Source organism: Hyphomicrobiales bacterium (assembly GCA_039973685.1).
Lineage (GTDB): Bacteria > Pseudomonadota > Alphaproteobacteria > Rhizobiales > JACESI01 > JACESI01.
Window position 1 is genome coordinate 24,257 of sequence record JBDWKL010000003.1, and the last position, 16,230, is coordinate 40,486.

The window sequence follows — 16,230 nt, forward strand, 5'->3', positions numbered from 1 at the left end:
ATGCCTTCGGTATTAGATACAATCAAAGCGGCGGCTAAAAATAGCCGTCGTCATGTGGTTTTAGCGGAGGGTGAAGACCCTCGCATATTAGAAGGTGGCGCGAAGGCGCAGGCGGATGGTTTGGCAACCATTACGTTTTTGGGCGATGAGCGTAAAATTTCCGCCGCACTTTCGGTTTCAGGCTATTCAGCCAGTGATTTCAATATTGTTGATCCTGCAACTGCAGATGTTAGCGCCTATGCTGGCCTTTATCATGATCTGCGCAAGCACAAGGGTATCAGCGAGCGTGATGCCACAGACGCGATACGCAATCCGCTCAATTATGCGGCGATGATGGTGCGTAATGGTGATGCCGATGGCACGGTAGCGGGCGCTGTTGCGACTACTGCGGATACAGTGCGGGCAGCCTTTCAAGTTATCGGTAAGGCAAAAGGCGCGCGGGTTGTATCCAGTGTGTTCTTGATGATCTGCGAAGATGACCATTTCCAGAAGAAGGGCGCCTATTTGTTCGGTGACTGCGCTTTGATCGTCGACCCATCTGCCGAAGAGCTCGCAGATATTGCAATCGCCTCAGCCAAGTCTTGCGAGCAGTTCTTGAATGCGGAACCGCGTGTTGCCATGTTGAGCTTTTCAACGTCTGGCAGTGCATCGCATGAACGGGTTGATAAGGTGAGGGAGGCTACCGGCATTGTTAGAGCGGCTGCACCAGACGTGATCATCTCTGATGATATGCAGTTTGACACTGCCTTTGTTCCATCCATTGCAGCATCCAAAGCGAAAGACAGTGCAATCCAAGGGGATGCAAATGTTTTTGTTTTTCCAAGCTTAGAAGCGGGCAATATTGGTTATAAAATCGCCCAGCGCATTGGCGGGGCTAAGGCTGTTGGCCCATTTTTGCAGGGCCTCGCAAAGCCCGCGAATGATCTTTCTCGCGGCTGCTCTGCACAGGATGTTTATGATTTAATTGCTGTAACGGCTGTTCAAAGCCAATCTTAAGCAATAGACGCTGAGGTTTTTGCTGCTTTCTCAGTTGCATTGGATGCTTCGCGCGCTGATTGAGCAATCTCTAGAATGCTTTCAGCAATTGTTTCAACACCTTGAGATGCCTGCAACATGTTTGCCGAAATCTCGTTCGTCACATCTTGTTGTTGATCAACAGCTGTCGCAATCGTCATTGAAATATCACTGATTTGAGTGATCGTTTCTGTAATCGTCTCAATTGCACTCACGGCATTCTTTGTGCTGTCTTGGACACTTGTGATTTGAGAACTAATTTCGTCGGTTGCTTTTGATGTTTGAGTTGCGAGTGTTTTCACCTCAGAAGCAACAACCGCAAAGCCGCGACCAGATTCACCAGCACGTGCTGCTTCAATTGTTGCGTTCAAAGCAAGCAAGTTGGTTTTTTCTGCGATGCTATTGATAAGCTCGACGACTTCCCCAATTTGGTTGCCTGCATCAGCAAGGCTAGAGACGATTTTGTTTGTTGATTTTGCTTGATCAACAGCGCTTGAAGAAATGTTCAACGCAGATTTAGCTTGATTTGCAATTTCACCAACGGAAGCGGATAGCTCTTCTGTGCCTGTGGCTACAGATTGAACGTTTTGAGACGCTTGGTTGGATGCAGCAGAGGCTGAATTTGCCTGGTCATTTGTAATATTTACCGCAGAGGTAATGCTGTTCAATTCTGAATTAATGACCTTCTGCGCTTCGAGCAAACGCATTCTATTTTTTACTCGTTCAGTAATATCAGTCGCATATTTGACGATTTTTTGGAGTTTTCCTGTTGGATCAAAAATCGGATTGTAAGAAGCTTGGATCCAGATAGGTTCGCCAGATTTTGAACGACGTTTAAATTCAGAAGATTGGTATTTCCCATCATTGAGATCTAGCCAAAACTGCTCATATTCTTTTGGATCTGTTTCTTCTTCAATAATGAACTTGCGGTGGTGTTGACCAGCAATCTCATCTAGCCTGTAGCCTGTTGCATCCAAGAAGTTCTGGTTTGCATTTTGTACAATGCCCTCAGGGTTGAATTCGATAACAGCCTGTGAGCGGTTGATTGCTTCGACTTGGCCTTCGAAATCAGCTGCGCGCATTTTTTGCTCGGTGATATCGGTCGCAAATTTGATTATGCCAAAAACTTTGCCATTAGAACCCATAAGGGGGTTGTAAGTTGCTTGGATCCAAACCTCACTGCCATCTTTTGTTATGCGGCAATATTCATCTGATTTGAACTCTCCGCTGCGCAGGCTATCCCAGAATTTCTGGTAGTCTGCGTGGTTCCGTTCTTCTTCGCGCACGAAGATCTTGTGGTGTTTACCCACAATTTCCGACTTTTCATAGCCGACGGTATTTAAGAAGTTCTCGTTGGCATCCAGTATAGTGCCATCAATTTTGAATTCGATTATTGCTTTTGATCGGTTTATCGCCGCAAACTTTGCGTCTGAATTTTTGTTCCGAGTAAACATAGAAGGGCCACCTGATAACGTTTATGTGATTAGGATGATGGGTGGAAGTTATTGCTTTTTGGTTAAATATTGATGGTCAATTATAGCGATTACTAGTATTCGGCAAAAAATATTGAATTTCTGATGTTTTAAAGCCGATAATTTGGCTGATGAGTAATTATACATATATTTTGAAGTCTTTACGTATTTTTACATCGGTTACTGGATCAATTAATCTTTTAGTTTTCGCTTCTTCCAATATTTGACTAACCTTGTTTGACGCTGCTTCAATGAGGTTCGGTTTGCCGACTTCTGCCCATTCTTTCGGGCTAGTGCGGTCTGCAATCGTTGGATAGACGTATTCTGTTTGCATCTTAGAAAGTGTTTCGGTGTGGGCAAGGTAATGGCCCGGTCCATCAAGGCAGACTTGCTTCATGGTCTCAATGCTTACGTTGTCTTCTGTCACTTCTACGCCGCGAACACAGCGCATGACTTGGCCAAGCATATCATCCCCGAGAACGAGTGACTCCAAGCAAAAGCCAAGCAGCGAGGCGTGCATGCCGACAGATTCATAGACCATGTTAAGACCTGAGAGGCCCGCCATCGTGTTGGAGATGGCTTGTTCCCAACCTGCTTGCATATCCGGCATCTTAGCGTCTGAAATACCAGCTGCTGCGCCACCACATAGGCCGTAGTATTGATGCATCTGAGCGCAAGCAGCCGTTAATAGGGCTTGTTCACCAGAACCGCCAGACATAGAGCCTGAGCGTAAATCAGCAACAAATGGCCATGTGCCGAAGACAGCAGGAAAGCCTGGCTGAATAGCATTGACGTAAACGAGCCCTGCCAAACATTCGGCAACGGCTTGAACGACGGTTGCAGCAAGCGGAGCAGGGGCTGTCGCGCCTGCTTGTCCGGCAGAAAGCAAGAGCATAGGCATTCCGGCGCGGATGCATTTTTCCATTGTTTCGCAACTCTCCGTTGCGAACTTCATGGGTGGAACGACGAAACAATTAGAATTAGAAACGAATGGTTTAGCCCGCCATTTGTCTTCACCACCCGCAATTGTGTGCAGAAGATCCATACAACCTTCAACATGTGACGGGTCAGAAAAGCTGGTGCCTACATGCTTTTTGGTGCCAGCGCAGCAGGCATAAAGCGTGTTGATGTCCATCTCAAAGTTATCTTCAATATCGCGGCAAACCATTGGGCGTTGCAGGAAGTGGATATTGTCCAGCGCATCAACCAGCTGAGCAGCGTTTAGGAGATCTTTTGATGTGCTGTCACGGTAAGTGTTGCCTTCCACATCGACAATGTTCACGGCTGCACCGGCTGTGCCGAAATGAACACGGCTTCCTGATAGATCAAGATCATATTTTGGATCGCGCCCGTGCAGCACAACATCGCGTTTTGTAAGGGCGAGCATGTCTTCTACGAGGGAACGGGGAAAGCGGATGCGACCATCATCACCGTAGATCGCTCCGGCTGCGACCATGGCGTCAATGCCAGATTGGGGAGCATCTGCAAGGCCGATGGTCTCTAGCGCGTCAAGAACGGCCTCATTAATGCGGCTCATGCCTTCATCGGTGAGGGGCTTATAATTGCCGCCTGTCATGCCTGGTCTGATTGGGCGTACATTTTCTGGCAAGGCTGCGGCCCTTGCTGCCATGCGTGCTGAGCGCCCCCCTGAACGTCTAGATTCTCTCGCCATTGTTTCCTCCCAGAAATGCCAAGCTGTATCTTTAAACTTTCACCCGCTCTGATTTTGGATCATAAAGCGGTTTCAATGATGCGGTTGCCTTTACCCGTGTTCCGGCAATTTCGATCTCATAGTGAGATGACAACATTTGTTCGATTGTTTCGCCCTTACAAGGGACATATCCCATCCCAATTGCGGCACCCAGATGGTGACCATAATTGCCTGAGGTAATGTAAGAGACGATTTCTCCGTCGCGTACGATAGGCTCGTTATGGAAGAGCAGGGGCTCTGGGTCTTGAAGTATGAATTGCACAAGACGCAGGTTGAGGCCTTCTTCCTTTTTGCGAAGGATCGCGTCGCGACCAATGAAGTTCTCTTTGGTCGTTTTGGCTGCAAAACCAAGACCAGCTTCTGTCACATGATCTTCGCCTGTAATGTCGTGACCAAAGTGGCGGTAGCCTTTTTCAATCCGGCAGCTGTCCATCATATGCATGCCGCAAAGTTTTATGTCGTGGGCACGGCCTGCTTCGCGCAACGTTTCATAAGCATGGGCTGCCATATCGGTGGAGACGTAAATTTCCCAGCCAAGTTCGCCCACATAGGTCACACGGTGCGCACGGGCGAGGCCCATGCCAAGCTCAATGTCTCTGGCCTGTCCGAAGGGATGGTTGTCATTTGACCAATCATGATGGGGAGCGGCAATCTCGAGCACCTTGCGCGCGTTTGGCCCCATAACGGCCAGAACGCCTTCACCCGATGTGACGTCTAAAATAACAACGCTGTGTTCGCCCTTATGGCGGTTCAACCAATAAAGCTCACGCTGGACAGTGGCTGCTGGCGTGACGATGATGTAGGCAGTGTCAGAGAGGCGTGTGACGGTAACATCAGCCTCAATGCCGCCCATCTCGTTCAAGAATTGTGTGTAGACGATTTTGCCAGTCTCAACCGCAACATCATTGCCGCAGACATGATTGAGATACTTTTCCGCGTCTGGTCCTTCAATGTGGATTTTGCCGAAAGAACTCATGTCATACATGCCGACGTTAGTGCGCACGGCCATGTGCTCGTCGCGGTTATTTTCAAACCAGTTTTGGCGCTTCCATGAATATTCGTATTCTGGCTTTTGCCCTTCTTTGGCAAACCAATTCGCGCGCTCCCATCCAGCAACTTCACCGAAGACTGCACCTTCATCTTTCAAATAATGATAGAAGGGCGAACGGCGCACGCCACGGGCGGTTGCCATTTGGCGGTAAGGGAAGTGGTCGGCGTAGAGTAGGCCGAGCGTCTCCTTGGAGCGTTCGAACAAATATGTCTTATTGCCCTGAAACGGCTGCATCCGGCGAATGTCCACATCAGACACATCAAACGGTGGGTGACCGTGTTCCATCCAATAAGCCAACGCCATGCCAGCACCGCCAGATGATTGAATGCCGATTGAATTAAAGCCAGCACAGACGAAATAGTTTTTGAGGTTAGGCGCTTCGCCTAGGTGGTAGGCATCGTCTGGCGTGAAGCTTTCTGGTCCATTGAAGAACGTATGAATGCCGGTTTCAGCTAATTGCGGGAAACGGTTGACGGCTTTTTCTAATATGGGCTCGAAGTGGTCGAAATCCTCCGGCAATTGATCAAAGCAGAAATCGTCAGGTATGCCCTTCATGCCCCAAGGTTTGGAAACAGGTTCAAAGGCACCAACGAGAATTTTGCCAGCGTCTTCTTTGTAATAGGCACATTCATCTGGAACGCGCAGAACTGGCAATTGTGTCAGGCCCGGAATGCTTTCCGTTACAATGTAAAAATGCTCGCAAGCGTGAAGGGGAACGGTGACGCCCGCCATGCGGCCAACTTCATGGCCCCACATGCCGCCGCAATTGACGACAAAATCGGCTTCAATTGATCCTTGGTCATTATCATTGGCCCAATCAACACCCGTAACCCGTCCATCCTTTTTGTGAATGGCGGTGACTTTGATGTTTTCAAGCACTTGAGCGCCTTTAAGCCGTGCGCCTTTGGCAAGGGCGAGCGCGATATTCGCAGGGTCGCCTTGGCCATCCTTTGGCAAATAAACACCGCCAACCACATCATCTATGTTGAGATGCTCATAGCGTTGTTTGATTTCTGCTGGTGAGATTTCTTCGACTTCAACACCGAACGCACGGGCCATGGAGGCTTGGCGGAAAATTTCTTCTTTGCGTTCGTCGTTCAGCGCGACTGTCATTGATCCACAGCGGCGAAACCCTGTTGCAACGCCCGTTTCAGCTTCCAATTCGCCATAGAGTTCTTGGCTATATTTAGCGAGCTTGGTCATGTTCTTGGACGCGCGAAGCTGTGCGATGAGACCAGCGGCATGCCATGTGGTGCCTGATGTCAGTTGCTTGCGCTCTAACAAAACGATGTCTTTCCAACCTTGTTTGGCAAGGTGGTAGGCAACGGAACATCCTGCAATGCCACCGCCGACAATGACGACACGGGCTTTTGATGGCGGGGCCTTCATGAATATATCTCCGCGAATTTAGCTGTGTAGGTGGCAATCATTTCTTGTTCTGTGGCCCCGTCATCGTAAGGCGGGGTGGTCACGGCTTTGACGCGCTCGGCCTTGATTAAAACGATAGCGTTTATGCGGGGTGCCAGTGTGGGGAAGGGTGTTGCCCAAGTCGGCAGAAGGATGTCAAAGGCTTCTGTATCTTTCTCAACAACAGTTGCTGGCCCAAATATGCGAACACCTTTGCGCTTCCAAATGTCGATGAAATTCACTTCCACATGAGCTTCATGGGCAAGGTTCGCCATGGTGTTTGGTGAGCGAATTTCTGCAAAGGCAATAACGTCATCTTCAAGCACCATAAATGTGCCTTTCGGTGACAAGTTGGGATGCCCGTCCTTGTTGACTGTTGCCACAAAGCCAAGCGGAAAGGTTTCGATTAAGTCCTGAGCGCTTTGTGGAATTTTCGCCATGTTTAGAACTGCCCTGTTACGGTGTGACCTGCCGCTTTGAGCCGGTTGTTAATTTCGCTGATATGTGCGGGGCCAACTTCGCAGCAGCCACCAACAATGGTGGCGCCTTTTTCGACCCAGCCCATGACAAAGTCGGCATAGGCATCTGGGGTTACGTCTTCGCGTGCGGTGAGGGTATCGACTGTCCCGCCAGGTTTTAGGGCGTCAATTTTTGTGAACCCATTGGCATAGGCGCCAAACGGTAGCATTCCTTCAGCCAAAGTTTCCATGGCTTGATCGATTGCTTCTGGTGTTGAGCAATTTATTAGGACGGCATCGGCTTTATCTTGTTCCATGGCGAGGAGGGCTTCTGCAAGCTTTTCACCTGAACGCAGAAGCGTGGGGTTTTTATCGTCAACGCTGAGAGCAACCCAAACAGGCTTGTTACTGGTCTTGGCTGCTTTTAAAGAAGAACGAGCTTCTTTGATGGATGACATTGTTTCGCAGATGAAAATATCAACGCGCTCTTTTTGGGCGTCAACGATTTTCTGGTATGTTGCAACGCATTGGTCAAAGGCGGGCGCGAGGTCTGGCCGATAACTTGCGATCATTGGCGGTAAGCAACCTGCAACTGTGACGGTTTTATTGCCACACACGGCACGCTCAGCAATATCGAGCGCGCGTTTTTGCATCGGCTCGAAATCTGCAATATCGCCATCACGTTCAAGCCGTTCTGGTGTCACAGAATAAGAGCTTAGGGTTAGAACCTTTGCACCAGCTTCGATAAAGTCGCGATGGACGCCTTCTACGATGTCTGGTTTATCAAGCAGGAATTGAGCGGACCACAGCGGCGTCGGTTTAACGTCACTTCTTGCCTGCAACTCTTGGCCCATACCGCCGTCTAGTAGAACAATATTTCGCGTCATTAGTTACCCTTTAATTCGTTCGTTGCCAGCATCCCAAAGCGGCTCATCAGCTTGAATTTCTGCTTTGTGGCGCTTGCCGTAAACTTCGATTTCAAGAGTGTTGCCAGATTCTGCCAGATCACTGCGGACAATACCCAAGGCAATCGCTTTATCAACACGATAACCGTAGCCACCAGATGTTATCTCGCCCACAACCTCATCGCCGCTCCAAACGGTCGACATATAAGGTGCGTCGAATTCTTCAAGATCAACGGTCATCGTAACAAAGCGCTTCTTCGCCCCTTGCTGCTTCTCGCTCATCAAGGCTTGTTTGCCTGGATAATCTTGTTCTTTATCCAGCTTAATGAACCGATCTAAGCCGCCTTCAAACATGGTGTAATCCGTTGAAAGGTCGCCCTTCCACGTGCGGTAGCCTTTTTCAAGGCGCAAGGAATTAAGGGCGTACATGCCAAATGGCGTGGCACCTGCACCGAGCACAGCCTCATAAAGCTCTGGCATATCTGCCGTTGCACCATGAATTTCCCAGCCGAGTTCACCAGCAAAGGAAACTCGCGCCAGCAAGACGGTGATGCCGTTGATGGTTGCTTTTTGATGGGTGAGCCACGGTAGGGACAAATCACCATCGGTGAGCGGTGCAAGGATATCGCGTGCTTTTGGCCCTGTGACCAGAAGCACCGCATAATCGAGTGTGTGATCTGTGAGGGACAGGGAGCCATCATCGGGCAAATGCTTCTGCAACCACTCAAGGTCGTGCCATTGCGCAACCGCTGCCGTCATCAAGGTGAAGAGGTCATCGCCGTGGCGCATAACGGACATTTCCGTCACGATGCGCCCGCGATGGTCTGCGAAGTAGCCAAGGTTTAGTCGACCCACTTTTGGCAGGCCACCTGTTACCATACCGCGCAACCATTCCGCCGCGCCTTCGCCTTTTAACACATAGCGAGAGAAGCCCGGCATATCGAGCACGCCGCAATGATCACGCACGGCTTCGCATTCTTCGCGAATACGTGGTTCCCACGGGCCTTTGCGGTTCCATGTTTGCGTTGCTTCTTCAGATGTATCATCGCCATCTTTGGCAAACCAGTTGGCACGTTCCCAACCATTGTAAGCGCCCATTTGGCCGCCAAGCTCTAAGAGCTTTGCGTGATTAGCTGAGAGCTTCTTATCGCGTCCTGCTGGCCATTCATGGTGCGGGAAATGCATGGCATATTCGTGGCCATAAGTTTCCATTGCTTTTTGCGTGCAGTGATCATGATCACAGTAATCTGTGTAGCGACGAGGGTCGACGGCCCACATATCCCATTCGGTCGCACCTTCAGTGATCCACTCAGCCAAGACCTTACCCGCGCCGCCACCTTGGGCGATGCCGAATGTAAAGCAATGAGCTTCAAATGCATTTTTAACACCCGGCATTGGGCCAATAAGTGGCAGGCCATCGGGCGCGTAAGGGATTGGGCCGTTGATAACGCGCTCAATGCCTTGTGTCCCCAGAAGCGGGCAACGCGCCATAGCGTCTTCCATGTAGAATTCTAGGCGATCGAGATCATCTGGGTAAAGTTGGAAGGAGAAGTCATCGGGCAGCGGATCTTCTGGGCTTACCCAATGGGCCTTACAGTTGCGCTCATAAGGGCCGAGGTTGAGGCCATTTTTATCTTGGCGCAAGTAATAAGAAATATCGACATCGCGGATCAAAGGCATTTTGTGGCCTTGTTCCTTGGTCCATGCTTCCAATTCGGGAATTTCACCTGAGAGCATATATTGGTGGCTCATAGTGACCATCGGTACTGTGCGCCCGCCAAAGGGTTTGAACCATTCGCCAACGCGCTGCGCATAATAGCCTGCTGCATTGACAACAAACTCACAACGAATATCGCCTTTGTCTGTATGGACGACCCATTCGTCACCATCACGCGAGACGCCTGTTGATGGACAAAAACGAATGATTTTCTGGCCCATGTCGCGGGCGCCTTTAGCCATTGCTTGCGTTAGCTGCGCGGGGTCAATGTCACCATCAAGCGGATCCCAAAGGCCACCTTCAAGGTCATGAAGCTCGATGAATGGATTGATTCCTTTAAGCTCTTGCGGCGTGCAAACTTTAAGATCAAGCCCTTGAGCGCGGCCCATGCCTGCAACACGTTCAAATTCCTGCATACGCTCCATAGAGTGGGCGAGGCGGACTGAGCCTGTGACGTGGTAGTTCATTGGATAATTAACGTCATCGGCGAGTGTGCGATACATCTCCAGACCGTAACGCTGCATGTTCAACACAGCCCATGAATTAGAGAAGTTCGGGCAGTTACCAGCAGCATGCCATGTGGAACCAGCCGTTAGCTCGTTCTTTTCCAGTAAGACGCAATCTGTCCAACCTGCTTTTGCCAAATGATAAAGACTGGACACACCGACAACACCGCCACCGATGATGACGACGCGTGCTTGAGTTGGTAAATCTGCCATTGTTACTCCTCCAACAACGTATTTCTTTTAATAAACCCCTTAATAGACAGGGGGGGAAATCACCCAAAGAGCGATGGCCGGTTCGTCACCGCTGTTTTCCCAGCGGTATTGTTCATTTTGAAATTGAAAACTGTCACCGCCTGAGAGGTGATGTGCCTTGTCGCCAATCCATAAGGTGAGGGCGCCTGAGACCAAATAACCACCTTCTTGCGTTGGCCGTGCTGCTATCAGCTCGCTTTTTGAATGCGGTTCGAATTCTGAACGGATCATTTCAAAATCACCAGATAGATTGGGAGACAATAACTCCTCGATCAATCCATCTTGTCGCGATCCAAGTTTTGCTCGCGAATGAGCACGAACAATTAAGCCGCTTTCGCTTTCGTCGGCTAATTCATTGCGAAAGAAAAAGCTTATCGGAATTTCGAAAATACGGGCTATTTTACGAAGATCGGGAATGGCGGGTTCTGTTTGGCCGCGCTCTACTTGGCTCAACCAACCAATTGAGCGGTCCAGCGTTTCAGCCATATCTGCAAGGGTAACATTGCGCGATTTGCGTAGGGCGCGAATGTCTTTGCCGACACCAGCCTGACGTTCGCTTGCAATGGTTTGAATATCTTCCATGAAAACGAGTATAAAATGAAATTTTTGGGCATAATTTCATATAAGCGACTCTTTACAGGCCCAATTGTCGCATAGAGCGCATCGCACGATGAGTGAGTAGTCCTTGGTGCCAGTATAAAAACGCTATGGTGCCAACGTCTAATTCGTGACATAGTGGCAAGTAGTTGTGGTGATTTAAGTGGTCGGTCAGGGGATGCCATGAGATACAGTCTTTTTCACATTGAGCGTGAAAAGCCGATGACGCTCCAAGCGCAAATCAGGGAAATGTTGGTTGATGCGATGATTGCTGACCAATTGCCGCCACGCACACCCGTTCCATCCACTCGCGTTATGGCGAAGCGGCTCAAAGTGTCTCGCAACACGGTTATGCTTGCTTATCAAGCGCTTGCCGCCGATGGGTATTTGGTGGCCAAGGAGCGCTCTGGGTTTTATGTGTCTGAGGAGGCAAGGGCTGCTGTTGTTCAGCAAACCGCAAAACCAGTAATGCCTGCGGAAGCACCGACCAAGGTTGATTGGTCGAACAAACTTCGCATTTCTCCCGCAACACAAACCAATATCGTAAAGCCGAAAAACTGGCACGATTATCCTTATCCGTTCATTTATGGGCAGGTGGATTCAAGCCTTTTCCCGATCAGCTCATGGCGCGATTGTATGCGCCAATCTATGAGCGTGAAATGGTTGGATGCTTGGACAGACGATCTGTTTAATGCGGATGACCCGATGCTGCTTGAACAAATCCAACAACGCATTCTCACGCGCCGTGGTGTTATGGCCAAGCCAGAGGAAATTCTGGTGACAATGGGCGCGCAAAACGCTTTGTTTTTGCTGTGCAGTCTGCTTGTTAAAGAAGACACAGCCGTTGCTCTTGAAGACCCCGGCTATCCTGATCAGCGTAATATGTTTGAGTTGCGTTCCAATGATGTGCGGGCGGTGGGTATCGATAATCATGGTATTCGTGTTGATCAATTGAGCGATTCCAAAATCGTCTTCACCACACCAAGCCATCAGTTCCCGACCAATATCACCATGAGCATGGAGCGACGGTTGGAATTGTTGGAGTGGGCCAATGCGACCGATGCCATTGTTATTGAAGATGACTATGAATATGAGACCAATTATCGCGGTGAACCAACACCGGCTTTGAAGTCACTCGATCAATCTGGTCGTGTGATCTATGTGGGCAGCTTGTCGAAATCTATCATGCCGGGTTTGCGGATGGGTTTTATGGTGGCATCTGCTGAGCTGATCGCAGAACTGCGCGCGCTTCGTCGTCTTGTCTTGCGTCATCCTCCCGGCAACAATCAGCGGGTGGTCGCACTGTTCTTGGCGCTTGGTGGGCATGACGCTTTGATCAACCGCTTGCACCGTGCCTATCATAAACGTTGGCAGGCAATGGCCTTGGCGCTTGATACGTATTTTTCTGGTTGGGCAGAAGCACCCGTGTTTGGCGGCACATCGTTTTGGTGTCGCGGACCTGAAGGGTTTGATGCTGGAGCCTTTAGTGAGGCCGCGTTAAAACGTGGTGTTGTGATTGAGCGGGGTGATGTGTTTTTTAGGGATGGTGAAGCTCATAAAAATTATTTCAGGCTAGGCTTTTCCTCTATACCCGAAGACAAGATCGACGCAGGCATTGCAATCCTTGCTGAAGTTGCTGCAGAGATGCTTGGTAAAAACCCATCAGAAATCTAACTTCCTGATAATTCAACAATATGCGGCACAGTTGAGCACAACGTCTGCATTAAATATTTGCGATTTAAAGCGTACTGGTATCATGCGGTTCGCCTTTTTGGACCTACCGACTTCCTATAAATAGTTGTGTTGTTTATTCAGACTAGAGCGCAGGATCATATTTGCCGCGCTTTGGCAGGGAGAATTGACAATCGGGAACAGAGGGAAATCCTATGAATTTCAAAAAATTAGCCGCGACTTTGGCGATGGGCGTTTCTGCAACAATGATGCTTGCAGCAAACCCAGCAAAAGCGCTTGATGAACTGACTGTTGCTTACTTCTTGGAGTGGCCAACACCAAACCAGTTCGCACAGGCAAACAAAATTTATGAAAAAGAACTTGGTGTAAAAGTGAACTGGGTATCTTTCGACGCTGGTACAGCCATGTCTGCTGCGATGGCATCAGGTGACGTACACATTTCATTCTCACAAGGTGTTACACCGTTCCTCGTTGCAACTGCTGCTGGTCAAGACCTACAGGTTGTCGACGTTGCTGTGTCTTACTCAGACAATGATAACTGTGTTGTTCGTTCAGAGCTTGAAATTTCAAAAGACAATGTAGCTGACCTTAAAGGCAAGCGCGTTGCTGTGCCGCTTGGTACTGCTGCTCATTCTGGCTTCTTGGCTCAAATGAAGCATTTCGGCATTTCAGAATCAGATTTGACAATCGTTGATATGGCTCCATCTGACTCAGCTGCAGCTTTCTCACAACCAAACTCAGACCTTGCAATGGCCTGTGGTTGGGGTGGCGCGCTTCGTACAATGAAGCAGCATGGTAACCCAATTATCGAAGGTGCTGAAAAAGAAGCAGTTGTTGGCAAAGTGTTCGACGTAACATCTGTTCCAACGTCTTTTGGTGAAGAAAACCCAGAGATCCTTGCTAAGTTCCTAAAAATCACTGCTGACATGAATGCAAAATACGCAAAAGATTCAGCGCCGATGATGGCAGCGATTGGTAAAGCTGCTGGTATGGATGCTGAAGGTACGAAAGCTGTGATCGGTACATTCGTCTTCCCAACAGTTGAAGAGCAGCTATCTGACAAATGGATGGGCGGCGGTGTTGCTACATTCTTGGCTGCAGGTGCAAAGTCTTTGGAAGAAGGCGGCAAAATCAAAGCGCTTAGTGATTACAATGCACTTGTAAACTCAAGCTACCTTGAAGCTGCTTCAAAGCTCTAAGTTAAAAACTAAATCACAGCCCGAATTACCTGTAGTTCGGGCTGTTTTCTTATCTTGATGCGGGGGACGCAATGTCCGGATTACTTATCGAAGATATTTCCATGCGTTTTGAATTGCCGAATGGTGATGCCGTTCAAGCTTTGCAAGACATAAACCTCAACATCAAAGAAGGTGAGTTGCTTTCTGTCCTTGGCCCGTCAGGGTGCGGTAAGACGACGCTCTTGAATATTGTGGCAGGCTTTTTAGCGCCGACAAGTGGGACAATTTCCTTAAACAGCCAGCAGGTTTCTGGCCCAGGTCCTGAACGCGGTATGGTGTTTCAAAAAGGGGCGCTGTTTGAGTGGATGAGCGTGCGCAAAAATGTTGCTTTTGGTCCTTCAATGAAGGGTATGCCCCAGCGTGAGACAAATGAGATCGTTGATCACCTGCTCAATGTTGTTGGCCTCCAAGACTTTAAAGATAAAGCGATCTATGAGCTTTCAGGCGGAATGCAGCAGCGCGTGGCTTTAGCCCGCTGTCTTGCCAATGAGCCAGATGTTATTTTGATGGATGAACCGCTTGGTGCGCTCGACGCATTGACGCGGGAGAAGATGCAAGGGCTGGTGCTGAAACTCTGGAAAGAGACAGGCAAAACCATCATCTTGATCACGCACTCGGTAGAAGAAGCATTGTTACTTGGCGAACGGCTGTTGGTGATGGCACCACGTCCGGGCAGGGTTCACAAAGAATACAATCTTCCTTTTGCTGAGATGGGGGTCGATGCGGATCTTCGTGAAGTGAAAAAGCATGAGAAATTCGGTGAAGTGCGCGATGAAATTCTCGGCATGATCTGGGATATGGAAGAAGAAATCATGGGCCGCACCGAAGGTGCAGGTTAGGGGACTTTTATGTTTTTTTTAGAAGCTGACTTCATCTCCGAGGTTCAAAGTGCCCTAGGAACGTCTTTATGGATGATTTTAGGCATTGCGATGATTTTCATCATCTTTTTGGCTTTTAGCGCCGTGTTTTCTTTCCTCTTTGGCCTTTATAAAAAAGGTAAAGAAGCAAAAGGGTTTGGTAGCTTAAAAACTGTCACCTTTGGCGATGAAAGTGCCGTTGTTGCAAACCGCATAGCTTCTGTCTTTGGTGTGTTGGCGATCTTCTTCATTTGGGGCTTGGCCACAGAATCAAAGCTTCTTCCGTTTAGCTTGCCCGGTCCTTTTACAGGGGACGCACAGTTTGAGTATGTCGCAAAAAATGCGGCTGGTGAAACAGACAAAGCAACGGTTACCATTCGTGTTTCCAAACAAGGCGATCCGGTTGAAAAACTGACGGTGGATGATACGTCAGCAGGTTTTGCCAAAGATGACGCCGTGATGATGATTGAGCGTCGTTCTAAGATTTTGCGTGCTCAAAACAATGATGACGGTGGCAAAGAAGACGGCTACCATCTCACTGAGATCAACGGCATCGCCGTCACGAGTGAAACGGTTATTCCTTTTGAGGCTGGCGAGATATTCATTACCAGACGTGGGAGCTTATCCATCCGTCCTGGGGAAGGCATGACAATGGAAGCGTTGTTTTTGCCTCCGCCTGAAAAAGTGTGGTCGACCTTCCTTCAGTTGAATGCAGAAGGCTATCAGGACGTCTCACTGTGGGAGAATGTATTCTGGTCATTGGCGCGCGTGTTTATTGGTTTTGGCCTTGGGTGTCTATTTGGTATCCCGCTGGGTTATGCCATGGGCCTTAACGGTTGGCTTCGTGGGTGGTTCGACCCGATTGTTGAATTCATGCGTCCAGTGCCGCCTTTGGCCTTGATTCCTTTGGTTATCATCTGGTTTGGCATTGGCGAGCAGGGCAAAATCTCACTGCTCTTCCTTGCGGCTTTGTGGATCATGACGATTGCTGCACGTTCGGGTGTGTCGGGTGTCAATATTTCGAAGGTGCACGCGGCCTATTCACTCGGAGCGAGTAAGCCTCAGATATTATCTCGAGTGATCATTCCAAATTCATTACCAGATATTTTTACAGGCGCCCGTGTTGCAATGGGTGTGTGTTGGGGCACGGTTGTGGCGGCTGAATTGGTGGCTGCTGAAAAGGGTATCGGAAAGATGATTATCGCGGCTTCAAAGTTCCAACTTACTGACATTGTCATCGTCGGTATCGTGATTATCGGCATCATCGGTTTTGGTATCGAAGTGCTGATGCGTATCATTGAAAAGCGCTTGATCCCTTGGAAAGGCAAAGGCTAAGACGCCCGTTTTTAAAAA

At 49.1% G+C, this 16,230-nt stretch carries 12 protein-coding genes; 5 read left to right on the forward strand and 7 right to left on the reverse strand.

The features are described 5' to 3' along the window. Positions 1–996: a phosphate acetyltransferase gene (gene pta / locus ABJO30_00475; GenBank protein ID MEP3231282.1), complete on the forward strand. Its 996-nt coding sequence runs from the start codon at positions 1–3 to the stop codon at positions 994–996. Here pta and ABJO30_00480 read toward each other — a convergent pair. The 7 genes from ABJO30_00480 to ABJO30_00510 form a co-directional block, all read right to left on the reverse strand. Next, on the reverse strand, positions 993–2,468 hold the full coding sequence (locus tag ABJO30_00480) for a PAS domain-containing methyl-accepting chemotaxis protein (protein ID MEP3231283.1): 1,476 nt from the start codon (positions 2,466–2,468) through the stop codon (positions 993–995). The genes pta and ABJO30_00480 overlap by 4 nt on opposite strands. Positions 2,469–2,625: 157 nt before the next feature. Next, the gene (locus ABJO30_00485; protein MEP3231284.1) at positions 2,626–4,158 is read right to left on the reverse strand and encodes a trimethylamine methyltransferase family protein; all 1,533 of its coding nucleotides are present in this window, start codon (positions 4,156–4,158) and stop codon (positions 2,626–2,628) included. A gap of 31 nt (positions 4,159–4,189) precedes the next feature. After that, the gene (locus ABJO30_00490) at positions 4,190–6,637 is read right to left on the reverse strand and encodes an FAD-dependent oxidoreductase (GenBank protein ID MEP3231285.1); all 2,448 of its coding nucleotides are present in this window, start codon (positions 6,635–6,637) and stop codon (positions 4,190–4,192) included. After that, the gene (locus ABJO30_00495; protein MEP3231286.1) at positions 6,634–7,095 is read right to left on the reverse strand and encodes a pyridoxamine 5'-phosphate oxidase family protein; all 462 of its coding nucleotides are present in this window, start codon (positions 7,093–7,095) and stop codon (positions 6,634–6,636) included. The genes ABJO30_00490 and ABJO30_00495 overlap by 4 nt, the downstream gene beginning before the upstream one ends. A 2-nt stretch (positions 7,096–7,097) precedes the next feature. Then, a complete protein-coding gene (locus ABJO30_00500) occupies positions 7,098–8,000 on the reverse strand; it encodes a homocysteine S-methyltransferase family protein (protein MEP3231287.1) in 903 nt (300 codons plus the stop codon). 3 nt (positions 8,001–8,003) lie between these two features. Then, on the reverse strand, positions 8,004–10,454 hold the full coding sequence (locus ABJO30_00505; GenBank protein MEP3231288.1) for an FAD-dependent oxidoreductase: 2,451 nt from the start codon (positions 10,452–10,454) through the stop codon (positions 8,004–8,006). 39 nt (positions 10,455–10,493) lie between these two features. After that, positions 10,494–11,075 (reverse strand): XRE family transcriptional regulator, encoded by a 582-nt coding sequence (locus ABJO30_00510; GenBank protein ID MEP3231289.1) that lies wholly within the window; start codon positions 11,073–11,075, stop codon positions 10,494–10,496. Positions 11,076–11,273: 198 nt separating this feature from the next. Between ABJO30_00510 and ABJO30_00515 the strand changes: the two genes are divergently transcribed. From ABJO30_00515 to ABJO30_00530, 4 genes are all read left to right on the forward strand, one after another. After that, positions 11,274–12,764, forward strand: coding sequence for a PLP-dependent aminotransferase family protein (locus tag ABJO30_00515; GenBank protein MEP3231290.1), 1,491 nt, complete (start codon positions 11,274–11,276; stop codon positions 12,762–12,764). 212 nt (positions 12,765–12,976) lie between these two features. Then, complete coding sequence (locus ABJO30_00520; GenBank protein MEP3231291.1) at positions 12,977–13,981, forward strand: ABC transporter substrate-binding protein; 1,005 nt, start codon at positions 12,977–12,979, stop codon at positions 13,979–13,981. A gap of 71 nt (positions 13,982–14,052) precedes the next feature. Further along, the gene (locus ABJO30_00525) at positions 14,053–14,859 is read left to right on the forward strand and encodes an ABC transporter ATP-binding protein (protein ID MEP3231292.1); all 807 of its coding nucleotides are present in this window, start codon (positions 14,053–14,055) and stop codon (positions 14,857–14,859) included. A gap of 9 nt (positions 14,860–14,868) precedes the next feature. Next, the gene (locus ABJO30_00530) at positions 14,869–16,212 is read left to right on the forward strand and encodes an ABC transporter permease subunit (protein MEP3231293.1); all 1,344 of its coding nucleotides are present in this window, start codon (positions 14,869–14,871) and stop codon (positions 16,210–16,212) included. Positions 16,213–16,230 lie beyond the last annotated feature (18 nt).